At 63.0% G+C, this 22,443-nt stretch carries 20 protein-coding genes; 10 read left to right on the forward strand and 10 right to left on the reverse strand.

The window, feature by feature from the left end; translation table 11 throughout:
- Window position 1 precedes the first annotated feature (1 nt).
- Together AB5Y53_RS19215 and AB5Y53_RS19220 are read right to left on the reverse strand one after the other, a co-directional pair.
- Window positions 2-1,069 carry an efflux RND transporter periplasmic adaptor subunit gene (locus AB5Y53_RS19215; protein ID WP_368182943.1) on the reverse strand — a complete coding sequence of 356 codons (1,068 nt, stop codon included), beginning with the start codon at window positions 1,067-1,069 and terminating at the stop codon, window positions 2-4.
- A 37-nt stretch (window positions 1,070-1,106) separates the two neighbouring features.
- Window positions 1,107-1,535, reverse strand: a complete 429-nt coding sequence (locus AB5Y53_RS19220) for a MarR family winged helix-turn-helix transcriptional regulator (RefSeq protein ID WP_010673264.1) — start codon at window positions 1,533-1,535, stop codon at window positions 1,107-1,109.
- 122 nt (window positions 1,536-1,657) lie between these two features.
- Here AB5Y53_RS19220 and fumC point away from each other — a divergent pair, with 122 nt between their 5' ends.
- Window positions 1,658-3,049 carry a class II fumarate hydratase gene (gene fumC, locus AB5Y53_RS19225; RefSeq protein ID WP_368182945.1) on the forward strand — a complete coding sequence of 464 codons (1,392 nt, stop codon included), beginning with the start codon at window positions 1,658-1,660 and terminating at the stop codon, window positions 3,047-3,049.
- Between the two features lie 126 nt (window positions 3,050-3,175).
- Here the strand turns inward: fumC and AB5Y53_RS19230 are convergent, their stop codons facing one another.
- Window positions 3,176-3,613: a VOC family protein gene (locus AB5Y53_RS19230; protein ID WP_041211205.1), complete on the reverse strand. Its 438-nt coding sequence runs from the start codon at window positions 3,611-3,613 to the stop codon at window positions 3,176-3,178.
- 398 nt (window positions 3,614-4,011) lie between these two features.
- On the opposite strand from AB5Y53_RS19230, the gene putA reads away from it, so the two are divergent.
- Window positions 4,012-7,959, forward strand: coding sequence for a trifunctional transcriptional regulator/proline dehydrogenase/L-glutamate gamma-semialdehyde dehydrogenase (gene putA / locus AB5Y53_RS19235; RefSeq protein ID WP_368182947.1), 3,948 nt, complete (start codon window positions 4,012-4,014; stop codon window positions 7,957-7,959).
- Window positions 7,960-8,116: 157 nt separating this feature from the next.
- On the opposite strand, the gene alr is transcribed toward putA, so the two are convergent.
- On the reverse strand, window positions 8,117-9,190 hold the full coding sequence (alr, locus tag AB5Y53_RS19240; RefSeq protein ID WP_368182948.1) for an alanine racemase: 1,074 nt from the start codon (window positions 9,188-9,190) through the stop codon (window positions 8,117-8,119).
- A gap of 138 nt (window positions 9,191-9,328) precedes the next feature.
- Window positions 9,329-10,723 carry a replicative DNA helicase gene (gene dnaB, locus AB5Y53_RS19245; RefSeq protein WP_039040054.1) on the reverse strand — a complete coding sequence of 465 codons (1,395 nt, stop codon included), beginning with the start codon at window positions 10,721-10,723 and terminating at the stop codon, window positions 9,329-9,331.
- A 421-nt stretch (window positions 10,724-11,144) separates the two neighbouring features.
- Here dnaB and AB5Y53_RS19250 point away from each other — a divergent pair, with 421 nt between their 5' ends.
- Window positions 11,145-11,999 (forward strand): Tim44 domain-containing protein, encoded by an 855-nt coding sequence (locus AB5Y53_RS19250; RefSeq protein WP_010673257.1) that lies wholly within the window; start codon window positions 11,145-11,147, stop codon window positions 11,997-11,999.
- 193 nt (window positions 12,000-12,192) lie between these two features.
- On the opposite strand, the gene ushA is transcribed toward AB5Y53_RS19250, so the two are convergent.
- Complete coding sequence (ushA, locus tag AB5Y53_RS19255) at window positions 12,193-13,863, reverse strand: bifunctional UDP-sugar hydrolase/5'-nucleotidase UshA (RefSeq protein WP_041211202.1); 1,671 nt, start codon at window positions 13,861-13,863, stop codon at window positions 12,193-12,195.
- 248 nt (window positions 13,864-14,111) lie between these two features.
- Here ushA and AB5Y53_RS19260 point away from each other — a divergent pair, with 248 nt between their 5' ends.
- The 3 genes from AB5Y53_RS19260 (at window position 14,112) to AB5Y53_RS19270 (ending at window position 15,866) form a co-directional block, all read left to right on the forward strand.
- Window positions 14,112-14,450 (forward strand): DUF2956 domain-containing protein, encoded by a 339-nt coding sequence (locus AB5Y53_RS19260; protein WP_045523719.1) that lies wholly within the window; start codon window positions 14,112-14,114, stop codon window positions 14,448-14,450.
- Window positions 14,451-14,565: 115 nt separating this feature from the next.
- The gene (locus tag AB5Y53_RS19265; RefSeq protein WP_368182950.1) at window positions 14,566-14,901 is read left to right on the forward strand and encodes a hypothetical protein; all 336 of its coding nucleotides are present in this window, start codon (window positions 14,566-14,568) and stop codon (window positions 14,899-14,901) included.
- 98 nt (window positions 14,902-14,999) lie between these two features.
- A complete protein-coding gene (locus tag AB5Y53_RS19270; protein ID WP_368182951.1) occupies window positions 15,000-15,866 on the forward strand; it encodes a tetratricopeptide repeat protein in 867 nt (288 codons plus the stop codon).
- A gap of 69 nt (window positions 15,867-15,935) precedes the next feature.
- Here AB5Y53_RS19270 and AB5Y53_RS19275 read toward each other — a convergent pair whose 3' ends face one another.
- Both AB5Y53_RS19275 and fkpA read right to left on the reverse strand, forming a co-directional pair.
- Window positions 15,936-17,339, reverse strand: a complete 1,404-nt coding sequence (locus AB5Y53_RS19275; RefSeq protein WP_104453177.1) for a sigma-54 dependent transcriptional regulator — start codon at window positions 17,337-17,339, stop codon at window positions 15,936-15,938.
- A 148-nt stretch (window positions 17,340-17,487) separates the two neighbouring features.
- Window positions 17,488-18,297: an FKBP-type peptidyl-prolyl cis-trans isomerase gene (gene fkpA / locus AB5Y53_RS19280; RefSeq protein ID WP_029313875.1), complete on the reverse strand. Its 810-nt coding sequence runs from the start codon at window positions 18,295-18,297 to the stop codon at window positions 17,488-17,490.
- Window positions 18,298-18,416: 119 nt separating this feature from the next.
- Here fkpA and AB5Y53_RS19285 point away from each other — a divergent pair, with 119 nt between their 5' ends.
- Window positions 18,417-19,385 carry a WD40 repeat domain-containing protein gene (locus AB5Y53_RS19285; RefSeq protein ID WP_102948835.1) on the forward strand — a complete coding sequence of 323 codons (969 nt, stop codon included), beginning with the start codon at window positions 18,417-18,419 and terminating at the stop codon, window positions 19,383-19,385.
- A 14-nt stretch (window positions 19,386-19,399) separates the two neighbouring features.
- Entirely contained in the window at window positions 19,400-19,615 is a 216-nt protein-coding gene (locus tag AB5Y53_RS19290; protein WP_010673249.1) for a SlyX family protein, read from the forward strand.
- Window positions 19,616-19,679: 64 nt separating this feature from the next.
- Here AB5Y53_RS19290 and AB5Y53_RS19295 read toward each other — a convergent pair whose 3' ends face one another.
- On the reverse strand, window positions 19,680-20,318 hold the full coding sequence (locus AB5Y53_RS19295; RefSeq protein WP_113069756.1) for a peptidylprolyl isomerase: 639 nt from the start codon (window positions 20,316-20,318) through the stop codon (window positions 19,680-19,682).
- A 146-nt stretch (window positions 20,319-20,464) separates the two neighbouring features.
- Window positions 20,465-20,671 carry a YheV family putative zinc ribbon protein gene (locus tag AB5Y53_RS19300; protein ID WP_113979085.1) on the reverse strand — a complete coding sequence of 69 codons (207 nt, stop codon included), beginning with the start codon at window positions 20,669-20,671 and terminating at the stop codon, window positions 20,465-20,467.
- 39 nt (window positions 20,672-20,710) lie between these two features.
- Between AB5Y53_RS19300 and AB5Y53_RS19305 the strand changes: the two genes are divergently transcribed.
- Together AB5Y53_RS19305 and AB5Y53_RS19310 are read left to right on the forward strand one after the other, a co-directional pair.
- The gene (locus AB5Y53_RS19305) at window positions 20,711-21,397 is read left to right on the forward strand and encodes a hypothetical protein (RefSeq protein ID WP_198497248.1); all 687 of its coding nucleotides are present in this window, start codon (window positions 20,711-20,713) and stop codon (window positions 21,395-21,397) included.
- A gap of 138 nt (window positions 21,398-21,535) precedes the next feature.
- Entirely contained in the window at window positions 21,536-22,435 is a 900-nt protein-coding gene (locus tag AB5Y53_RS19310; RefSeq protein ID WP_045523724.1) for a chemotaxis protein, read from the forward strand.
- Window positions 22,436-22,443 lie beyond the last annotated feature (8 nt).

Consider the following 22,443-nt stretch of genomic DNA (forward strand, 5'->3'; position numbering starts at 1 on the left):
ATCAACCTCGACCTGACAGGCCAGGCAGGGTGCGCTGATGGCCGGTGTCTATCTCGGCAGTAGCACTCAGACCCGCCCTCAGGGTGGGCAGATCCGCTCCCGAATCCAGCTTGATCCGCACTGCCACCCGCTGGGCGATCTTGACCCAGTTGCCGGTGGCGTTCTGGGCCGGGATCACCGAAAACTCGGAGCCTGTGGCCGGGCTCAGGCTCTCCACCACACCGGTCCAGTGCGCATCTGGGTAGGTATCCACACTGATGTCCACCTTCTGGCCAGGTTGCACATGGGTCAGCTCCGTCTCGGTGAAGTTCGCCTCCACCCAGGGGGTATCGGTCTCCACCAGCATCATGGCGGTCATGCCCACCAGATTGTACTGGCCGGGCTTGGGCAACTGGCTAGCGATGCCGCTGGCGGGGGCATAGATGGTGGTGCGAGCCAGATCCAGCCTGGCCTTGGCCAACTCGGCCGCGGCCTCCTGATAGGCGGGCTGCTGCTCCACCGGCAGGTTCACGTCCCCGCTGAGGGAGGCTTCAATCTTCTTGAGCCCCTCCTCCAGCGCTACCTGCTGCTGGGCGGTCTGTATGGTGAGCTGGCGGGCATCGTCGTAATTGGCGGTGGAGGTGAAGTGCCTGGTCACCAGATCCGCCTGGCGATGCTCCTCCTTCAGGGCATAGGCATGGCGGGTGCGGGCCACGGCGATCTCCGCCTGCTGGCCGCGATAACTGGTCTGCAACGCCACCAGATCGGTGCGCACCTTGGCAAGTTCCGCCTCGGCCTTGGCCACAGCGACCCGGAAGGACTCCTGATCCAGCTCGAACAGCGGCTGGCCTGCCCGGACCTGCTGGTTTTCCTCGACGAACACCTTGGCCACCCGGCCCAGCACCTCGGTGCTGATGGGGACCTTGTCCGCCTTCACATAGGCGTTGTCCGTCTCCACATAGCGCCCGCCCTGCAGGTAGATAACGCCCGCCCCGATCAGGGCCAGTGCCGGCACCATCACCAGCAACAGCAGGCGGGTGCGGCGCCGGTTGGCGGCGGGACGGGAGGAAGAGGGGGAATCAGTGGTCATGATATGGCTCCACGTTGGTTGGCATCACAGGAAAGCATCAGAGGTGGCCGAGGTTGGCACGCAGGATCTTGAGGGAGCGGCACAGCGCCTCTGTCGCCTCCTCCCCCAGCTCGCCGATGGCCCTCTGATGCACCAGATCGGACGCCTGTTTGATCATCGCCAGATAGGGGGTGGCCCCTTCGGTCAGATGGAGCTGATAGGCACGCCTGTCATGGGGGTCGCTGCGCCGCTCCACCAGGCCGCTCTCCGCCAGCTGATCGAGCTGACGGGCCAGGGTGATGGGCTGGATGTCGAGCCGCTCCGCCAGATCCACCTGGCGGATCCCTTCGCTGCGTGCAATGTGCACCAGAGCTCTGGCCTGGGCCAGGGTGAGGCAGCTTCCCTCCAGCTGCTGCTGGAACTGGCGGCGCATCAGACGCTGGACGTCGCCGATGAGAAAGCCAAGGGTGTCCGGTTGTTTGTTCATGATATGCAACCCATATAGTAAGCTTTACTTATTATATGCAAAGCGTATCCATGTGCAAGCTGGCCCCGGCCGCCGTTTGGGTTCATGCTGGGTGCCACCACCTCAACGGCAGGAGACACGTCATGGATATCAGGATGGAGCGGGACAGCCTGGGGGAGATAGCCGTCCCGGCGGACAGGCTCTGGGGGGCCCAGACCCAGCGCTCCCTGCATCACTTCAACATCTCGGGAGAGCGCCAGCCCATGGAGATCATCCATGCCCTGGCCCGCATCAAGTCCGCCTGCGCCCGGGTCAACCACGCCCTGGGGCTGCTCCCCGCCCGCAAGGCCCAGGCCATCATGGCCGCCGCCGACGAAATCCTGCGCAGCCTGCACGACGCCGAGTTTCCCCTGATGGTGTGGCAGACCGGCTCCGGCACCCAGACCAACATGAACCTCAACGAGGTGCTGGCAAACCGGGCCAGCGAACTGCTCGGCGGCCCCCGGGGGGAAGCGCGGCTGGTGCATCCCAACGACGAGGTAAACAAGAGCCAGTCCAGCAACGATGTCTTCCCGAGCGCCATGAACCTGGCGGCAGTCACCGCCATCACGCAGCGGTTGCTGCCGGCCCTCGCTGCCCTGAAGCAGACCCTGGCAGGCAAGGCCGCCGCCTTCGACCACATCGTCAAGATTGGCCGCACCCATTTGCAGGATGCCACTCCCCTCACCCTGGGCCAGGAGATCTCCGGCTGGGTCGCCCAGCTCGAACAGGGGGAGCGCCATCTACGGGCCGCCCTGCCCCATCTGTGCGAGCTGGCGCTCGGCGGCACAGCCGTGGGCACCGGCCTCAACTGCCCTCCCGGCTTTGCCGAGGCGGTGGCCAGGACCCTGGCCGAGCAGACCGGCCTGCCGCTGGTGAGCGCCCCCAACAAGTTCGAGGCCCTGGCGGCGAGTGACGCCCAGGTTCACGCCCACGGCGCCCTCAAGACGCTGGCAGCCTCCCTCATGAAGATCGCCAACGACGTGCGCTGGCTGGCGAGCGGCCCCCGCAGCGGGCTGGGGGAGCTGCTCATCCCCGAGAACGAGCCCGGATCCTCCATCATGCCCGGCAAGGTCAACCCGACCCAGAGCGAGGCCCTCACCATGCTCTGCGCCCAGGTGATGGGCAACGATGTGGCCATCAACATCGGCGGCGCCAGCGGCAACTTCGAGCTCAACGTGTTCAGGCCCATGATCGCCTACAACGTCCTGCAGAGCGTGCGGCTGCTGGCGGACGGCATGCAGAGCTTCCACGACCACTGCGCCGTCGGCATCACCCCGAACCAGGCCAGGATCGACGATCTGCTCTCCCGCTCCCTGATGCTGGTGACAGCCCTCAACCCCCATATCGGCTATGACAAGGCGGCCGAGATCGCCAAGCGGGCGCACCATCAGGGGCTCAGCCTGCGGGAGGCGGCCATTGCCTCGGGCCACCTCAGCGCGGAGCAGTTTGATGCCTGGGTGATCCCCGCTGACATGGTGGGTCGCACGCCATAAGGCAGCGCACTGCAATCCCATGCTCGGGGCATACCAGCGCAGGTGGCAGGCGCAGCAAATAGGGACAGTGATGGGCAATAAAGATGAAAAGGGCGCCATGGCGCCCTTTTCATTGCAGATCTGCCGTCAGGTCTTGCTCTGGCAGTTGAACATCCAGTGGGTGCCGAACTTGTCCACCAGGGATCCGAAATAGTCACCCCAGAACATCTCCGCCAGCGGCATCTCCACCTTGCCTCCCTCGGCCAGGGCTGCGAACAGGCGATCGGTCTCGCCCCGGCTGTCCGGCTCCAGGTTGAGGTAGCTGTTGTTGCCCTGCACCAGGGTGAACCCCATGCTGGCCGGAGCATCCGTGCCCATCAGCACGTGACCCCCAAGGATGGGCAGGGCCACATGCATAACCAGCTCCCCGTCTTCCTCCGACAGAGGGGGCTGGCCCGGGCAACCCGGGGACTCCTTGAACCTGTGGATGGGGCCGCTGAAGTCACCGCCGAACACTTCGCGATAGAAGAGGAAGGCAGCCTCCGTCTCCCGGGCAAAATTGAGATAGGTACTGACACGCGCCATGGGTTTCTCCTTGTCACCGATAGCTGGCCCCTGTGGCCAGCTAACAGCATAGAAGAGCACGGGGCTCTGTCAGGTGGCGCTCCGCTCCCTTCTGCGCACGGGGGAGCCGCACTCACAACCCAGGTTCGGTCGAACACGCAAAAGTGCAACCCGATTTGCAGTGGGTTGCACCTCATATAGGCATTCATAAGATGCATTGCCAACCCATTAATAATGCTGTGAAAAGCGGACAAGCGGCGGGCTTGAAAGGAGCCTGATGGAGACCGGATTCATGGAAAAATTCAACAATGTAACCAATACATTAAAATTTCTTGCTTGAAGGTTGCACCTGGTTGCACCATCATCGGCGAAATTTAACCGTCCGGTAATATTGTTACCTTCTAGACACAGGAAGTCCCATGGCCACTACCACCCTCGGCGTCAAACTCGATGAAGCGACCCGCGACCGCCTCAAACAGGCTGCGCAGACCCTGGATCGCACTCCCCACTGGCTGATCAAGCAAGCCATCTTCACCTATCTGGAGCAACTGGATCGCGGTCTGACCCCGCCCGAGCACTCCGGGCTGGCTGCCGCCGCCGGGGAAGAGGCCGTCGAGACCCTGACCGAGCAGGGCATCCAGGTCTTCCTCGAGTTTGCCGAGAGCATTCTGCCCCAGTCCGTGCTGCGGGCCGCCATCACGGGGGCTTATCGCCGCCCCGAGACCGAAGCCGTCCCCATGCTGCTGGAGCAGGCCCGTCTGCCCAAGGAGAAGGCTGACGCGACCCAGAAGCTGGCCATGGGCATCGCCGAGAAGCTGCGCAACCAGAAGAGCGCCAGCGGCCGTCAGGGCCTGGTGCAGGGGCTGCTTCAGGAGTTCTCCCTCTCCTCCCAGGAAGGGGTGGCCCTGATGTGCCTGGCGGAGGCGCTGCTGCGCATCCCCGACAAGGCGACCCGGGATGCCCTCATCCGCGACAAGATAAGCGGCGGCAACTGGAGCCAGCACCTGGGCCAGAGCACCTCATTGTTCGTCAACGCGGCCTCCTGGGGTCTGCTCATCACCGGCAAGCTGGTGGCCACCCACAACGAAGCGGGCATGAACAACTCCCTCAAGGGACTCATCGGCAAGGGGGGTGAGCCGCTCATCCGCAAGGGCGTCGACATGGCGATGCGCCTGATGGGTGAGCAGTTCGTCACCGGCGAGACCATCGCCGAGGCGCTGGCGAACGCAGGCGGCATGGAGAGCAAGGGGTTCCGCTACTCCTACGACATGCTGGGGGAAGCGGCCCTGACCGAGGAGGACGCCAAACGCTATCTGGCCTCCTACGAGCAGGCCATCCACGCCATCGGCAAGGCCTCCCACGGTCGCGGCATCTACGAGGGGCCGGGTATCTCCATCAAGCTCTCCGCCCTGCATCCGCGCTACAGCCGCGCCCAGTACGATCGCGTCATGGAGGAGCTCTACCCCACCTTGCTGGGCCTGACCCAGCTCGCCAGGCAGTATGACATCGGCATCAACATCGACGCCGAGGAGGCCGATCGCCTGGAGATCTCCCTCGATCTGCTGGAGAAGCTCTGCTTCGATCCGTCCCTCGCCGACTGGAACGGCATCGGCTTCGTCATCCAGGCCTACCAGAAGCGCTGCCCCTATGTGATCGACTACGTCATCGATCTCGCCAAGCGCAGCCGTCACCGCCTGATGATCCGTCTGGTGAAGGGCGCCTACTGGGACAGCGAGATCAAGCGCGCCCAGCAGGAAGGGCTGGAAGGCTACCCGGTCTATACCCGCAAGCCCTACACGGACGTCTCCTACCTCGCCTGCGCGCGCAAGCTGCTGGCGGTGCCCGAGGCCATCTATCCCCAGTTCGCCACCCACAACGCCCACTCCCTGTCTGCCATCTATCAGCTGGCGGGTCAGAACTACTACCCGGGCCAGTACGAGTTCCAGTGCCTGCACGGCATGGGTGAACCGCTCTACGAACAGGTGGTCGGCAAGGTGGCCGACGGCAAGCTGGGTCGCCCCTGCCGCATCTATGCTCCGGTGGGCAGCCACGAGACCCTGCTCGCCTACCTGGTGCGCCGCCTGCTGGAGAACGGGGCCAACACCTCCTTCGTCAACCGCATCGCGGACAACAACATCTCCCTCTCGGACCTGGTGCAGGATCCGGTGCAGCAGATCGAGCAGATGGCCGCCCGTGAAGGGACTCTGGGTCTGCCCCATCCGCGCATCCCCCTGCCCCGGGATCTCTACGGCGAGGCGCGCCCGAACTCCGCAGGTCTGGATCTCGCGAACGAGCACCGCCTGGGGTCACTCTCCGCCGCCCTGCTCGCCAGCACCAACACCGCCTATCAGGCCGTGCCCATGCTGGGTTGCGACACCGAGGCGCCGACCCAGTTCCAGCCCGTGCTCAACCCGGCGGATCACCGCGATGTCGTCGGTCAGGTGAGCGAAGCCACGGTAGCGCTGGTGGACAAGGCGCTCGCCTGCTCCCTCACGAGCGGCCAGATCTGGCAGTCCACCCCGCCAGCCGAGCGGGCCGCCGTGCTGGACAGGGCAGCCGATCTGATGGAATCCGAACTGCAACCCCTGATGGGCCTGCTGGTTCGCGAATCCGGCAAGACCTTCGCCAACGCCATCGCCGAGGTGCGCGAAGCGGTGGACTTCCTGCGCTACTACGCCGCCCAGGCGCGCAACCACTTCGCCAACGACACCCACAGGCCGCTCGGCCCCGTGGTCTGCATCAGCCCCTGGAACTTCCCGCTGGCCATCTTCAGCGGCCAGGTGTGCGCGGCCCTGGCCGCCGGCAATACGGTGCTGGCCAAGCCTGCCGAGCAGACCCCCCTCATCGCGGCACAAGCGGTGCGCATCCTGCTGGAAGCGGGGGTACCCGCCGGTGCGGTGCAACTGCTGCCGGGCCGTGGTGAGACCGTGGGTGCGGCGCTCATCGCGGACGAACGGGTGCGCGGCGTCATGTTCACCGGCTCCACCGAGGTGGCGGGCATCATCTCCCGCAACCTGGCCGGTCGCCTCGACGCCCAGGGTCGCACCATTCCCCTCATCGCCGAGACCGGCGGCCAAAACGCCATGATCGTCGACTCTTCCGCCTTGACCGAACAGGTGGTGATGGATGTCATCTCCTCGGCGTTCGACAGCGCCGGTCAGCGCTGCTCCGCCCTGCGAGTGCTGTGCGTGCAGGATGACGTGGCGGATCGGGTGATCCGGATGCTCAAGGGCGCCATGGCCGAGTACAAGGTCGGCAGCCCCGAGCACCTCTCCACCGACATCGGCCCCGTCATCGACGCCGAGGCCAAGGCCAACATCGAGCGCCACATCAAGGCCATGGGCGACAAGGGGCGCAAGGTGCACCAGATCGCTCGCACCCAGGGGGATGCCTGCAGCCGCGGCACCTTCGTGCTGCCGACCCTGATCGAGCTCGACAGCCTGGACGAACTGGGACGCGAAGTGTTCGGCCCTGTGCTGCACCTGGTCCGCTACCCGCGCACCCGGCTCGGGGAGTTGCTCGAGCAGATCAACGGCAGCGGCTACGGCCTGACCCTGGGTGTTCATACCCGCATCGACGAGACCATCGCCCAGGTGGTGAACGTGGCCAAGGTGGGCAACCTCTACGTCAACCGCAACATCGTGGGCGCCGTGGTCGGGGTGCAACCCTTCGGTGGAGAAGGGCTTTCCGGCACCGGTCCCAAGGCCGGTGGCCCGCTCTACATGTATCGCCTGCTCGGCGCCCGTCCCCAGGAGGCGGTGGCCAACCAGCTGCACCAGGAGTCCGGTGCCCTGCATGCCGAGGCGAAAGCCCCCCTCGTGGCCCTGCGCGACTGGGCAAGAAAGCAGGATCCGGCCCTCGCCTCCCTGTGCGATCACTACGCCGCGCTCTCCCAGAGCGGCCGTACCCAGCTGCTGACCGGCCCCACCGGCGAGCGCAACAGCTACAGCCTGCTGCCCCGGGAACGGGTGCTCTGTCTTGCCCAGGAGAAGGCCGACCTGCTGGCCCAGCTGGCCGCCTGTCTGGCGGTCGGCAGCCAGGTGCTGCTGCCGGACGATGCCCAGACACGCTCCCTGCTCTCTTCCCTGCCGACCGAGGCGCGGGATCCCATCGCGCTGGTGGCGGACTGGGCCACGGGGGAGACGGACTTCGATGCCCTGCTGCACCACGGCGACTCGGATCAGTTGCGGGAGGTGAGCAAGCTCGCCGCCGCGCGCCAGGCAGCCCGTAACGGCGCCATCATCGGTGTGCACGGCCTGCATCGCGGCGAGACCGACATCCCGCTGGAGCGCCTGCTCATCGAGCACGCCCTCTCGGTCAACACCGCCGCCGCCGGTGGCAACGCCAGCCTGATGACCATAGGCTAAGCGCCACATAGTGACGGTGACTCAAGCCCCGCCGATGCGGGGCTTGTTCTTTCGTCTCTGGGACACGCCCATGAAAAAGGCCGCCCTTGTCGGGGCGGCCTTTTTGTTCTCCCCTCTCCCCTCGCGGGAGAAGGGTTGGGGATGAGGGGCGGCTCGCCTACACGTACTCCATAAAGACGCGGGAGGTGAGTTTGGTGATGAGCTCATAGGGAATGGTGCCGATCTGGTCGGCCACCCGCTCCACCGGCAGCCCTTCCCCCCAGAGCACCGCCTCGTCACCGGCCTTGTCGGTGGCGCCGGGACCGAGATCCACCGTCGTCATGTCCATGGAGACGCGCCCCACCAGAGGCACGATGCGGCCATTGACCAGCACTGGCGTACCATTGGGGGCCATGCGCGGATAACCGTCGCCATAGCCGATGGCAATCACCCCGAGCCGGGTATCGCGATCCGACACCCAGTTGGCGCCATAGCCTACCGGCTCGCCCGCCTTGTGATCGCGCACCGCGATCAGTTGTGTCTTGAGGGTCATCACCGGCTGCAGGTCGTAATCCGCCGCCACCGTATTGGGGAACGGCGACACGCCGTAGAGGATGACGCCGGGGCGGATCCAGTCGCAGTGGGCATCCGGCCACGCCAGGATGCCTGCCGAGTTGGCCATGGCGCGCTCGCCCGACAGCGGCGCAGTCAGCTGGCTGAACAGGTCGATCTGTTCGCGGGTGGTGGGTTGCTCCAGCTCATCGGAGCGGCTGAAGTGGGTCATGACGTTGAACGGCTGCACCACGTTCTTGCACTTGCCGAGGCGCTCGATAAAGACGGGCATCTCCTCGGCCCGTACCCCGAGGCGGTGCATGCCGGTGTCGAGCTTGAGCCAGGCCACCACGGGGGCAGGCAGCTCCGCCTGCTCCAGCGCTTCGAGCTGCTCCCAGGTGTGCACCGCGGTCTGCAGGTTGTTGGCCGCCAGCACCGGCAGGTCGGCGGCGCTGAAGAAGCCCTCCAGCAGCACGATGGGCTTGACCACGGCGCAGGAGCGCAGCATCAGCGCCTCTTCGATGCGGGCCACCGCGTAGGCGTCCGCATCCACCAGGGTGCGGGCGACCGGCAGCAGGCCGTGGCCGTAGGCGTTGGCCTTGACCACGGCAATGATCTTGCATTGGGGGGCGTGGCGTTTGACCACGGCGAGGTTGTGGCGCAGGGCCGCTGTATTGATCTGGGCGATAGCCGCTTTCATCTGTTTTCCCTTACGAGGGCATGATAATCAGGCACCGGGTGGTGTCAGCCCTCAAATCTCATCGTCTAAGGCCGGACCGGCAGAATTGTCGAACCGGGAAAACTGTTTATGGATGCCGGGAGCAGGCTCCCGGCTTACTTAGTAGTCATCATCAAACGCCGGGCCGGCGTAGTTGTCAAAGCGCGAGAACTGACCCTGGAAGGTGAGCCGCACTCGTCCTATGGGGCCGTTACGCTGCTTGCCGATGATGATCTCGGCGATCCCCTTGTCGGGACTGTCGTCGTGATAGACCTCGTCGCGGTAGATGAACATGATCAAGTCCGCATCCTGCTCGATGGAGCCGGATTCCCGCAGATCCGAGTTGACCGGGCGCTTGTCGGCCCGCTGTTCCAGGCTTCGGTTCAGCTGGGAGAGCGCCACCACGGGGCACTGCAGCTCTTTCGCCAGCGCCTTGAGGGAGCGGGAGATTTCACCGATTTCCAGAGTTCGGTTGTCAGACAGCGCCGGCACCCGCATCAGTTGCAGGTAGTCCACCATGATCATGCTGATGCCGCCGTTGTCCCGCGCCACCCGGCGGGCACGGGAGCGCACTTCGGTCGGGGTGAGGCCGGAGGAGTCGTCGATGTACATCTTCCCCTTCTCCAGCAGCAGCCCCATGGTGGAGGAGAGCCGCGCCCAATCCTCGTCGTCGAGCTGGCCGGTCCGCACCTTGGTCTGGTCGATGCGCCCCACGGAGGCGAGCATACGCATGATGATCTGCTCGGAGGGCATCTCGAGGGAGAAGATCAACACCGGCTTGTCGGCGGTGAGGGCCGCGTGCTCGCACAGGTTCATGGCAAAGGTGGTCTTGCCCATGGAAGGACGGGCGGCGACGATGACCAGATCCGAACGCTGCAGGCCGGCGGTCATCTTGTCCAGATCGTTGTAGCCGGACGATACGCCGGTCACCCCGTTGTGGGGGGTCTTGAACAGCTCTTCAATCTTGTCGACGGTCTGCTCGAGGATGAGCTTGAGCGGCTGGGGGCCCTCGTTGGCGCTGGTGCGCTGCTCGGCGATCTGGAACACCTTGCTCTCGGCCAAGTCCAGCAGATCGTTGGAGGTACGCCCCTGGGGCTCGTAGCCCGCTTCGACTATCTCGTTGGCGACCGAGATCATCTCCCGCACCACCGCCCGCTCACGCACGATCTCGGCGTAGGCACTGATGTTGGCGGCACTCGGGGTGTTCTTGGCGATCTCCACCAGATAGGCGAAGCCACCGGCCTCTTCCAGTTGCTCGGAGCGCTCGAGCTCCTCCTGCAGAGTGATAAGGTCGATGGGGTTGCCCGCATTGGAGAGGCGGGTCATGGCCTGGAAGATCAGGCGGTGCGGACGGCTGTAGAAATCCTTGTCGATCACCCGTTCGGCGACCCGATCCCAGGCCTCGTTGTCCAGCATCAGGCCGCCCAGTACGGACTGTTCAGCCTCAAAAGAGTGGGGAGGTACTTTCAGCTGTTGTGTCTTGGCGTCTTTTTTCGCCGTCACTTGCTCTGCCATACACATAAAAACCGCAGCGGGAAGGGGACGGGAATTTTACAAAAGAAACCCCGCCATCGCGAGTGCTAATACGTCCCGTCATCGCATCCGGCGACAAGACGGGACCCAGGCCTCGTCAGCGTCATCCACTTGTGCGCCGCAGACATGCCTCACAGTACGAGAAAGGGCCAGACCAGGGTCTGATCTTTCGTTCTTGCTCTTTGTTTGTTGCGCAGCCTGCGCACCGAGCGACTCGGCCGTCTGTGTTTCATGGGCGCCTCCCCTGTCGGACGACTCAATCTGTTCATGAATAATTCATGCCATCCGTGATAATCATACCCGCAAGCTGCAACACAAAAAGGGACTGGCAGCCTGCCATGCGCCTCGCTGAGCTTGCACAAGCAGAGCATGCCCCCACCTACATGAGAGTGAAAGAGTCAAAATGAAAAAGATGCTGACCCTGTTTGCCCTGATCCTGGCCATTGGCCTTGGGGCACCCATCGCCGAGGCCAAGAAACTTGGTGGCGGCAAATCCTTTGGCAAGAGCTACAAGACGGCTCCGGCCCAACCTGCAGCCAAGCCGGTCGACACCAAGAACCCGACCGTGGGCGCCCAGGCACCCAAGAAAGGCGGCATGATGGGCGGCCTGCTGGGTGGTCTGCTGGCCGGCGGCCTGTTCGCCTACCTGCTGGGCAGCGGCGCCTTCGAAGGTCTGCAAGGGATGGACTTCCTGCTGATCGCCCTGCTGGCACTGGGCGGTGTCTTCCTGTTCCGAGCCCTGCGCAGGAACAAGGCGGCAGCGGCCCAGCCACAGACGGCCTATGCGGGCTATCAACCGCCCCAGAGCGCGGCCCCCCAGCAGTTCGAGCAAAGCCACAGCGCCCCGCAGGCCACCGGTTTTGCCGACAGCGACGTGCCCTTCCGTCTGCCCCCGGGCTTTGACATGAACGGCTTCCTGGCCGGTGCCCGCGATCACTACCGCACCCTGCAAGAGGCCTGGAACAAGAACGACCTGGAGAAGATCCGCGAGTACGTGAGCCCCGAGCTGTTCGAGCACCTCAAGGCCGAACGCGCCGAGCTCTCCGGTGAGCAGCACACCGAGGTGATGTACGTGGACACCCAGCTGGTCCGTGCCGACTACGGCAGCGACTGGGCCCAGGTGAGCGTGCGCTTCAGCGGCCGCTACATGGACCGTCAGGAGCAGGTCGAGGAGGACATCAAGGAGGTGTGGCACCTCGAGCGTGATCTCGCCAAGGACAATGCCCCCTGGCATATCGTCGGCATCGAGCAGCTCTAAGGCTCAACCGACCCATTTCATCAAGGCGACCTCAGGGTCGCCTTTTTATTGCCATCAGATCGTGTCATGCCCTATTTCGGGGCAGCTTCCCGTGGCCGGATATATTTCCCGAGAGACACTGCTGATGATATTGAAAATAAAAAGAGAGGCAGCCATGGCTGCCTCTCTTTTTTATTGGCTCGGGGTGCAGGGATTATTTGCAACCCTCTACCGAGGTGGAGTTGATATAGCTGACCTCGCCTGCTGGCTGATAATCGGCGACCTGAATGGTCTTCTTCGCCGCGATATAATCCTTCAGCACACCGGCATCCACCAGACCGGCATTGATGGTGTCGATCTTCGGATAACCGTCACCACCGGCCGCGCTGAAGCTCGGGATGGAGAAGCTGTAGGTTGCTGCCGGATCGAAGGCCTTCCCGCCGATGGTGGCGATGTCCACGCTCTTGGCCTGGCAATCCACCGTCATCTTGATGCCGCCGAACTGGGCATAGCCACCGGTATTGGCGGTCTTGGTCGCGACCTGACCCAGGTAGGTCAGCAGTTCGTTGCCGCTCATGGTCGCCTTGTTGACGGTGTTGCCGAACGGATGCACGGTCAGCACGTCACGGTAGCTGATGTCCCCTGCCGCGATGGAGGCACGCACCCCGCCGGAGTTGACGATGCCAAAGTCGGTGCTCAGCTTCTCGGCAGTCGCGGTGGTGATGAGACGACCCAGGTTGGTCTGCTTGTTGCGCACGTTGGCGCGCTCACCGTCCAGTACGCCATCGGTGGCACCGATGACCACACCCAGCTCCTGCTGTCCCTTCTCCTGATAGGTGAGCAGGGTGTTGTAGAGCTCGGGATCCTTGACGATCTCTTCCTGGATGAAATCACCGTCCGCATTCTTCAGGTTGACCGGGATCAGATCGTACTGGGTCAGGGTCAGCTTGCCATTCTGATAGTCAAACTGGGCACGACCCACATACTTGCCCCACTCATGAGCCTGCATGATCCAGGTGCCGTTCTGCTGATCCGGCTGGCAGTCGTCGCCCGGCTTGAAGTCGGCGTACTTGTCCGGGGTGCCCGGCTCCATGCAGACCGGGTTCTGGGAGTGACCACCGATGATGGCGTCCAGAGTACCTGCCGGCAGCGCACGGGCCATCTCCACGTCACCCGGTGCGTTGCTGCCGTGCTGACCATTCTCGTAATGGCCCATGTGGGTGATGGCAAGAACCAGGTTCGCCTCTTTGTTGTCGCGGATTTGCTTGCCGAGATTGGCGGCTTCCGTGGTCGGATCGCGGAACTCGAGGGTCTGGACGTTGTTGGGATCCACCAGCTGGGCGGTGTCCTCTGTGGTCAGACCCAGCACGGCGACCTTGAGGCCGCTCTCCAGCTTGAACACCTTGTAGGGATCGAAGTAGCGCTTGCCGCTCGTCTTGTCATAGATGTTGGCGGAGATCATCGGGAACTGGGCCCACTGGCGCTGTTTCTCGAGGATGGTCAGGGGGTTGTCGAACTCGTGGTTGCCCACCGCCATGGCATCGTAACGGATGCTGTTCATGGCCATGAAGTCCGGCTCTGCATCCTGCAGATCCGACTCTGGCACCCCGGTGTTGACGTCACCGCCGGAGAGCACCAGCACTTCGCTGCCCGCCGCTTTCGCCTCGGCACGCAGCCGCTCGACCAGGGTCTTCTGGGCCGCCATGCCATATTCGCCCTTGTCGTTGTGCCAGAAACGACCGTGGGTATCATTGGTATGCAAAATGGTCAGCTTGCAGACATTTTCGGTGCAGGGGGCGACGCTGTCGTTGCTTGAGGTATTGCAGCCGCTCAATGCGGCAAGCACTGCCAGTGCGATACTTCCTTTGACAAATTTATAATTCATTTCCATATCACCTTGTTATTTTGTTATTGGACGACCCTATCCAGGATCGGGCGGTAATATAACAAACAACATGTGACGGTTTTTCATCGGCGACTCACAAATTCCGCCAAATGTGATCATCCACGCAACCTGTTTCCCCTATTTGGAACAGAGGCACCCCACTCGCAGAGCAATTTCCCCCATGATGGCAGCCCGTCGGTAACGGTTATGGCATACTGCCCGCCAATCAATGCCAAGGAGTGCCTGGAATGGCCAAGTACGACAAAATTTCCCCCGAAACCCAGCAGGAGGCGATGAAGATCGCCCGTGCCAACCAGAAGCCGGGGCAGACCAAGGAGCAAACCCAGCTCATCGCCCAGGGGATCCAGAAGGGCATAGACGAATACAAGAAACAGATGAAGGCTAAGGCCCGCGAGGCCAGCCGCCAGAAGAAACTGCAAGCCAAAGCCAGGCACCCTTCCCAAGAGACACCGGAAGAGGAGAGCGAAGCCGAGGTCATCGAGCTCACCCGCCAGCACCCGCTGCCCTGGATCCTGCTGGTACTGAGCTGGCTGGTATTTGCCGTGCTCTGGTTCTGGTTCCGCTGATCCTGCCCAGGCAAACCTTTGCCCTGCGATCCGCTTCACAGCCCGGGCGCGGGGGACTGGTCATTCCCCACCCGGACTGCCTACACTCTGCCCCCCTAGTCAGGAGACACTCATCATGAACCCGGCCCCGCTCTATCTGCTGGCTCCCCTCGCCCTCTTCCTCGTGACCCTGGTGCTCTATCGCATCTCGCCACTGCGGGCGGTTGCCGCCGGCCATGCCCGCTGGTTTATCCTGCCCGCCTTCACTCTCTTTATCCTGCTCATCGTCATCAATGGCGCTGCGGATCCCGCCCTGCGAAGCCCTGCTTTCCACTGGCTGATGCCGGGGTTCGGCTTTGCCCTGAACCTGTTCCCTGCCCTGCCCAAGGCACTGGTACCGCGACTGGCTATCAAGGAGGGAGCCTTTGCTGCCCTGGGTCTGATGCTGATGAGCCTTGCCATGGTCTACTGATCGGCAAGCGCTGGCGTCACGATGGCGCCAGCCCCCCTTCTTGTACAAAGAATGGCCTTCAGGCATCTTGGTGGGCGGATAACCGGCATGGAGGCCAGATGAACAATCCGCCCGATTTCATGGCGCTGTGGGATTATCAGGATCCCGTTGCCAGCGCCCAGCGTTTTCAAGCACTGCTGCCCGAGGCGCGTGCCACCAACCTGCAATGGGAGCTGGAGCTCCTCACCCAGATAGCCCGCACCCATTCACTGCAACGCCAGTTTGCACAGGCGCACCAGCTGCTCGACGAGATAGAACCCCGCCTCACCGAGGCGACTCCACGGGCCCGCCTGCGCGCCTTGCTGGAGCGTGGCCGCACCTTCAACTCCGCCGGTGACAAGGCCAGCGCCAGAGCCCTGTTTGAACAGGCCTGGCAACTGGGAGAACAGCACGAAGAGCACTATCTGGCCATCGATGCGGCCCACATGGTGGCCATCGCCGCCCCCCTGGAGGAGCAGAGCCACTGGCACCAGCTGGCGATGACCCTGGCCGAGCGCAGTCACGACAAGCGGGCGCGAGGCTGGCTCGCCACCCTCTATAACAATCAGGGCTGGACCCTGTTCGAGCTGGGTCGCCTCGACGAGGCCATCGCCTGTCAGCAAAAGTGCCTGGCCTGGCACGAGCAGCACAACAACCAGGGCAAAGCCTTTATCGCCCGCTGGAGTCTGGCGCGCCTGAGCCGGGCCCAGGATCGCCATGAACAGGCCATGGCCGAACTGGCGCAGTTGCGCGACGACATGACCGCCGCAGGCGTCCCCGAGGATGGCTATGTGTTCGAGGAGCTGGGGGAGAATGCACTCGTGCTCAATGATCCCGCGGCGACCGAGTACTTTGCCCGCGCCTGGTTTCTGCTGTCACAGGATGGCTGGTTCACCGCCAACGAGGCAGAACGGCTGGCCAGGCTCAAGCTGCTCGCCAAACTCTGATAAGCGTGCGGGGCGACCAATTGGCCGCCCCGCACATCAGCATGTCTGCCCGGGAGCAGAGGTGACGGCTCAGGCCGGACTCGCCTCTTCCCAGCTCTGCTTCTTGCGATAAATCGTGGAAGGGCTTATTTCCAGCAGGGCCGCCGCCTTGGGGATGTTGCCGTCACAACTGGCAATGGCCTGCTCGATGGCCTCCTTTTCAACCTGCCAGAGCGGACGGACCTGCCTGCGAACGACCACGGGATCTGACTGGGGATCCGCCATCCCGACCGCAGGCTCCGGGGCCAGGGTACGCCCCCCGTTGAGGGGAGGTGGCAGGATATCCGGGCTCACCAGCTCGCCATCGTTGAGCACCACTATGTTGCGCACCACGTTTTGCAGCTCGCGCACGTTGCCGGGCCAGGGGTAGTCGAGCAGCACCTGCACTGCGTCCGCATCAAAGTCCCTGAATCGCTTGTTCTCCTCACCGGCATAACGCAGCAGCAACTCCCGGGCCAGCAGCAGGATGTCCTCTCCCCGTTCCCTCAAGGGGGGCAGCGCCAGCGGGATCACGTGCAGGCGGTAGTAAAGGTCTTCACGAAACCGTCCGGCCTTGACCTCCACCAGGGGATCCCGGTTGGTGGCGCAGACAAAGCGCACATCCACCGTCTCCAGCTTGCCGCTGCCGACCCGCTGCAGCGTGCCGGTCTGGATGAAACGCAGCAGCTTGCTCTGCAGGTCGAGATCCATCTCGCAGATCTCGTCGAGGAAGAGGGTACCGCCGTCCGCCAGACTGGCCGCCCCCTTGCGATCCCCCTGGGCACCGGTAAACGACCCTTTCACGTGGCCGAAGATCTCGCTCTCCATCAGGTCATGGGGAATGGCGGCGCAGTTGAGGGCGATGAAGGGCTGATCCCGACGCGGGCTGCACTGGTGGATGGCCTCGGCGCACACCTCCTTGCCGGTGCCGCTCTCGCCAGTGATGAAGACGGTGGCCTTGCTCGGCGCCGCGCTCTCGATGATGCGATAGACCGCCTGCATCGCCATGGAGGCGCCGATGAAACCGGCAAAGGAGCTGCGCTCGAAGTTTTCCCGATACTGGGCCACCAGCGAGCTGAGCTGCTGGTGCTTCAGGGCATTGCGCGCCGTGGCGCACAGGCGCTTGCCATCGAACGGCTTGGTGAGAAAATCGAAGGCCCCGAACCGCATCGCCTCCACCGCCACATCCACCGAGCCGTGAGCGGTGATCACCACCACGGAGCAGGGCAGTTGCCGCTCCGTGATCTGCTGCAAGATGTCCATGCCGGACATGTCGGGCAACTCCAGGTCGAGCAGCACCACGGGGGGCGGGCTTGCCAGCAATTGTGCCAAAGCCTGCTGGCCACAATCTGCCAGCTGCACCTCGTAGCCATCCTGGGCCAGATACTGCTCATAGACGACCGCCAGACTGCGGGTATCTTCCACCAACAGGACACGGGGTTTGCTTTCAGCCACGAGATCCATCCTTGCGCTTGATTTTGTTGTCTATTCTGGGGGCTAGCCGCCACACACTCAAGACGGCCTCATCGCTTTATCCGGGGGATTGCGACAATACACAAGCAAAAACGGCTCCCTGGGGAGCCGTTTTTATGGTGCTTTGAGCTTATTTCTTGGCGTTGTCGCCATCGGCAGCCGGTTTTTCGATGGCCAGCAGCTCTACGTCAAATACCAGCACGGCGTTGGCCGGGATGGAACCTGCACCGTGCTCGCCATAGGCCAGCTTGGACGGCAGGAAGAACTTGAACTTGGAGCCGACCGGCATCAGTTGCACCCCTTCGGTCCAGCCCGGGATCACCTGGTTGAGCGGGAAGGTAGCCGGCTCGCCGCGATCGACGGAGCTGTCAAACTTGGTGCCATCGGTCAGGGTACCGGTGTAGTGCACCTTGACGATGTCGGTGGCCTTCGGCTTGGCGCCGTCACCCATCTTCTCGACCTGATATTGCAGGCCGGACTCAGTGCTCTTCACGCCCTCTTTCTTGGCGTTGGCAGCCAGGAACTCTTCACCCTTCTTCAGGTTTTCCACGGCATCCTTGTCGGCCTTCGCCTTGGTCAGCTCGTTGATCTTGGCGTCGTATTCCTGCAGAACCTTCTGGATCTCCTCGTCGGTCATCTTGGCTTCTTTGCCCAGACCGTCGGTGACACCCTTCAGGATCACGGTGTTGTCCAGCTTGATGCCGAGCTCCTGCTGGCGCTCCAGGGTATTGGCGATATAACGACCCATGGAGAGGCCGATCGCATAGCCGGATTGCTCTTCAAAGCTCTTGGCCTCAGCCTTGGGGGCCTCTGCCGGCTTGCTGGCTTCTGCCTTGACCTCTGCGGTGTTGGTCGCAGCAGGTTTCTCATCTTTTTGGCAAGCAGTCAGACCGACGGCAACCGCCGCAGCCAACAGGGACACCTTCAGAAAATTGTTCATCAGTTTCTCCAAAACTCTAAATACCGCTCTCGGTTCCTTCGTGAAATGAGAGGTTTATCGTGATAAGCGCCTTATACTAACGCCGTGATCGCAGGTAACGAAAGCATGAGACAGGAAAAATGATCAAAAGTGCCATTTATCTCATCGGTATTTGCCTGATGCTGACGGGGTGCGAACAACGCTCACTTCCCAGCCAGCAGATCCGCCTCGCCAACCAGGGTCTGCTGAGTGCGGATCTCGCCAGTTCCGGCAAGCTCGCGCTGGTCTCCAGCCTGGGTCAGGGCACTGTGGTGTGGGATCTGGAACAGGGCAAGGAGCGCTGGCGCTGGCGCCAGAGCGACGACCAGGAGGAGTTCGTCACCCTGACCCGCTTCTCCCCCGATGACAGCCATGCCATCACCGCCACCCAGCACACCTTCGCCATCTGGCGCTTGCAGGATGGCCGCTCCCAGGGCTACTACTCCCTGCCAGAATCCCGCCTGCGCGATGCGGCGATCTCGGCGGATGGCCGCCAGGTGCTCATCGGCCGTGAAGACGGCAAGGCGGAAGTGGTCGACACCCAGACCGGACGCCGGCTGCAATTTCTCGGCCACACCGAACAGGTCAATACGGTGGATCTCTCCCCCAACGGTCGCTATGCCCTCACCGGCGGCAACGATTACAGCGCCTATCTGTGGGATACCCGCACGGGCCAGGTGGTGTGGCGCTTCAACCACGCCGGGCGAGTCGTGATGGCGAGACTGGATCCGTCCGGACGCTTCGCCTTCACCGCAGACAGTCGCCAGGCCAGCATCTGGGATCTCAAAAGCGGCAAGGAGCACAGCAGGTTGCAATATGATCACCGCTTCGAGGTCTACACCAGCGCCCGCTTTGCCAACGGCGGCAACTGGCTCATCACCGGCGCCCCCTCCCGCCAGCTCACTCTGTGGCAGGTGAGTGACGGCCAGCCGTTGCAGAGCTGGCGCGTCTCGCCCCATCCCAAGGTGAAACCGCCGAGCGCTGTGGTCTATGGCGTGGCTTTGCGCGACAATGACCACCTCGTCAGTGCCAGCTCCAGTGGCCTGGCTGAAATCTGGACTATCAAGTAAGGACCAAAAGGCCCATGAGTCAGCAACTAAACGAACGCCTCGAAACCCTGGAAAGCCGCCTCGCCTTTGCCGAATATACGGTGGAGCAGCTCAACGACGAGGTCACCACCCAGGGTCGCGAGCTGGACCGGCTCAAACACCAGATCCATCTACTGGTGGATAAATTGCAGAGCGTACAGCCGAGCCAGATCGCCAGCATGGCCGAAGAGACGCCGCCACCGCACTACTGATGAGTGCCAGCCATAAAAAAACCCGCGCCATGCGCGGGTTTTTTTATCATCGGCCAGGCCGTGATCAGTGCTGATGGCCCTTGCCACCACAACCACCACCACCGCAGCAACCACCGTGACCGTGATCGTCGCCGTGATCGTGTGCATGGCTGTGACCATGGCCGCCACAGCAGCCACCGTGGTCATGATCGTGATCATGGCCGTGATCATGGTCATGACCATGATCGTGACCGCAGCCACCAGCGCCGTGCACATGGCCATGGGCCAGCTCTTCGGCGGTCGCGGCACGTACGTCCTTGATCTCGACCTTGAAGCCCAGGGTCACGCCAGCCAGGGGATGATTGCCGTCCACCTTGATGAACTCCTCGGACACCTCGATGACGGTCACCGGGCGGTGGCCGTCGTCGGTCTCGGCCACAAAAGTATCCCCTTCAGACACTTCCATACCGTCGAACAGCTCGCCGGGCACTTCCTGCACCAGATTCTCGTCGTACTCGCCATAGGCCTGGTTCGGCGTCAGGGTGACGTCGAACGCCTCGCCCACGCTGCGACCTTCCAGCTCGGCTTCGAGGCCGGAGACCAGGTAACGGGTACCGTGCAGATACACCAGCGGCTCTTTACCGACAGTGGTGTCGATGACTTCACCGTGTTCGTCGGTGACCGTGTATTCCAGCGTAACCACGCTCAGGGGAGCTACTTTCATGTCAGGGATCCTGCGGATAGAAAAAAACGGGCTCAGAATACCTCAAAAAGGCAGACAAGCATATGGTCGACCCGGCTTCGGTGTGATGAAAAAGTCATCAACAGCGACCAGCCTGACCGGCGTACCATCACCTTGAGGCATGGCACTCACTCGGGACGAAACACCCCTATCACCTGCTCCGCCTCACGCGTCGCCTTGTCCACCTGCACCTGGGTCTGCACCTGGGTATCCCCGCACTCGACACAGGTCACCTTCTCGACTCCATGCTCCATATACAGCATCATGGTGTCCATCTTGCCGCACGCCGGGCAAACTGCCCCGGCAATGAAGCGTTTTTTACGTCTGGTTTCCATTTTTGTTACCTCCAGGCAGCATCATATCAGGGTTTTTACATGCATCACGCCATCGAATATCAGCATTTTTCCACTTCCACCCTTCAGGTCGGCCCCCGCAAGCGCTCCCCCATGGGCCAATTGCTGCGCGTCACCCAGGGGGTGGCGCTGCTGAAATTGGGTGCCCATGAGCTGCTGCTGACACCTGGCAGCCACTTCTGGCTCTGTGCCGATGCCCTCGCCGCCTTCACCCCTCTGGCTGGCTGCCAGCATGATCTGCTGGCCTGCTCCGTGCGGGTGCCCCAGCCCGCCCAGGCTGGCTGGTTGCAGGCAAGCCCGTTGATGGACGCACTGCTGGACAGCCTGGCGGCCTGGTCACGCCCACGCGACTGGCAAGGCCCCTATGGGCAGCGGCTGCAAGTGGTGGGAGATGAGTTGCACGGCTGCACCATCTCGTCACTGGGGGATCAGGCACTGCAAGATGCCTGGCAAGCCCTGGCCAGAGCGCAGCCGGATAGCGTGGCTGCCTGGCAGACCCTGCTGGGCACTCGCGGTCTCGAGGGCCCGGACGCCCGGGTACTGCAGGATCAGTGGCAACTGTTGCAGGGGATTCGCCTGCTGCGAAGCGGCAGCACACCGTCACAGGTGGTGAGCAGGCTGGGTTATCGGGATGAAAGCGCGCTGGCCGAGGCTCATCTGCAATGGCTCGGGGCGCCCCTCTCCCCTCAGCCGTCCGCGACCCGATAAGAGAGGCATAAAAGGATGGCAAAAGAAATCCAGTTTTGCGGCTCACCGCCGCTAACAACAAAGGAGTCATTCATGTCACCATCTTTTATGCTGAACACCCGATTGACCGTCACCGACTAGATCAACAGGACATCCGCCATGACGAGCAAGGCCAACCAATCCCAGGGCATGTTGCTGTTCCACCTCTCTGCCAGACAATCTTTCGCCATCGGTACCCTCAAGGTGAAGGAGATCGTGCCCTACACCCAGCTCACCGCCCTGCCACAATCCCATCCCACCGTGCTCGGGGCCGCCAGCATGCGCGGTACCACCATCCCGGTGATCGACATGGCAATGGCCGTGGGCTACCGCCCCATCAGCCGGGAGGAGATGCCCCACTGCTTCATCATCATCACCGATTGCCGCCGCACCCTGGTGGGCTTTCTGGTGCGGGGCATCGACAAGATCACCGAGTGCAACTGGCGTGACATCGAGCCGCCCCCTCCCTCTTTGGGACAGAACGTCTTTGTCACCGGCGTGACCCGGGTGGGAGATCAGTTGATACAGTTGCTGGATGTGGAGCTCATCCTGTCGCGGGTCTATCCGGACGATCCCAGCCATCTTTACCCCGTGCTGACCGACGTGCAGCGCGAGCGGCTCAAGCCGATGCGGATCCTGCTGGTAGACGACTCCTCCGTCGCCCGTCGCCAGCTCATGGCGGCGCTCGATTACATCAACATCCCCTACGAGGTCTGCACCAACGGACGCGACGCCCTCACCCTGATGCAGACCCGGGTCTCCCAGGGCACGCGGATCGACATCCTGGTGAGCGATATCGAGATGCCGGGGCTGGATGGTTACGAGCTGGCCTTCGAGGTGCAGAGCGATGCCAAGCTGGCGGGAGCCTACATCATCCTGCACACCTCCCTCTCCAGCGAGATCAGCGTGGAGCGGGCCCATCAGGTCGGTGCCCACGAGGCGCTCACCAAGTTTGAAGCCAACGAACTGATCCAGGCCATGCTGCGCGGCGCCGAGCACCACGATCGCCTGCTGGCCTGATGTCGCGG

This window comes from Aeromonas sp. R7-5, assembly GCF_040908015.1.
Lineage (GTDB): Bacteria > Pseudomonadota > Gammaproteobacteria > Enterobacterales > Aeromonadaceae > Aeromonas > Aeromonas caviae.

What these genes read in the sequence shown, in the direction of transcription:
- AB5Y53_RS19215 (WP_368182943.1), bottom strand. Translation starts at nt 1,069, where the DNA reads ATGACCACTGATTCCCCCTCTTCCTCCCGTCCCGCCGCCAACCGGCGC.
- AB5Y53_RS19220 (WP_010673264.1), bottom strand. Translation starts at nt 1,535, where the DNA reads ATGAACAAACAACCGGACACCCTTGGCTTTCTCATCGGCGACGTCCAG.
- fumC (WP_368182945.1), top strand. Translation starts at nt 1,658, where the DNA reads ATGGATATCAGGATGGAGCGGGACAGCCTGGGGGAGATAGCCGTCCCG.
- AB5Y53_RS19230 (WP_041211205.1), bottom strand. Translation starts at nt 3,613, where the DNA reads ATGGCGCGTGTCAGTACCTATCTCAATTTTGCCCGGGAGACGGAGGCT.
- putA (WP_368182947.1), top strand. Translation starts at nt 4,012, where the DNA reads ATGGCCACTACCACCCTCGGCGTCAAACTCGATGAAGCGACCCGCGAC.
- alr (WP_368182948.1), bottom strand. Translation starts at nt 9,190, where the DNA reads ATGAAAGCGGCTATCGCCCAGATCAATACAGCGGCCCTGCGCCACAAC.
- dnaB (WP_039040054.1), bottom strand. Translation starts at nt 10,723, where the DNA reads ATGGCAGAGCAAGTGACGGCGAAAAAAGACGCCAAGACACAACAGCTG.
- AB5Y53_RS19250 (WP_010673257.1), top strand. Translation starts at nt 11,145, where the DNA reads ATGAAAAAGATGCTGACCCTGTTTGCCCTGATCCTGGCCATTGGCCTT.
- ushA (WP_041211202.1), bottom strand. Translation starts at nt 13,863, where the DNA reads ATGAATTATAAATTTGTCAAAGGAAGTATCGCACTGGCAGTGCTTGCC.
- AB5Y53_RS19260 (WP_045523719.1), top strand. Translation starts at nt 14,112, where the DNA reads ATGGCCAAGTACGACAAAATTTCCCCCGAAACCCAGCAGGAGGCGATG.
- AB5Y53_RS19265 (WP_368182950.1), top strand. Translation starts at nt 14,566, where the DNA reads ATGAACCCGGCCCCGCTCTATCTGCTGGCTCCCCTCGCCCTCTTCCTC.
- AB5Y53_RS19270 (WP_368182951.1), top strand. Translation starts at nt 15,000, where the DNA reads ATGAACAATCCGCCCGATTTCATGGCGCTGTGGGATTATCAGGATCCC.
- fkpA (WP_029313875.1), bottom strand. Translation starts at nt 18,297, where the DNA reads ATGAACAATTTTCTGAAGGTGTCCCTGTTGGCTGCGGCGGTTGCCGTC.
- AB5Y53_RS19285 (WP_102948835.1), top strand. Translation starts at nt 18,417, where the DNA reads ATGATCAAAAGTGCCATTTATCTCATCGGTATTTGCCTGATGCTGACG.
- AB5Y53_RS19290 (WP_010673249.1), top strand. Translation starts at nt 19,400, where the DNA reads ATGAGTCAGCAACTAAACGAACGCCTCGAAACCCTGGAAAGCCGCCTC.
- AB5Y53_RS19295 (WP_113069756.1), bottom strand. Translation starts at nt 20,318, where the DNA reads ATGAAAGTAGCTCCCCTGAGCGTGGTTACGCTGGAATACACGGTCACC.
- AB5Y53_RS19300 (WP_113979085.1), bottom strand. Translation starts at nt 20,671, where the DNA reads ATGGAAACCAGACGTAAAAAACGCTTCATTGCCGGGGCAGTTTGCCCG.
- AB5Y53_RS19305 (WP_198497248.1), top strand. Translation starts at nt 20,711, where the DNA reads ATGCATCACGCCATCGAATATCAGCATTTTTCCACTTCCACCCTTCAG.
- AB5Y53_RS19310 (WP_045523724.1), top strand. Translation starts at nt 21,536, where the DNA reads ATGACGAGCAAGGCCAACCAATCCCAGGGCATGTTGCTGTTCCACCTC.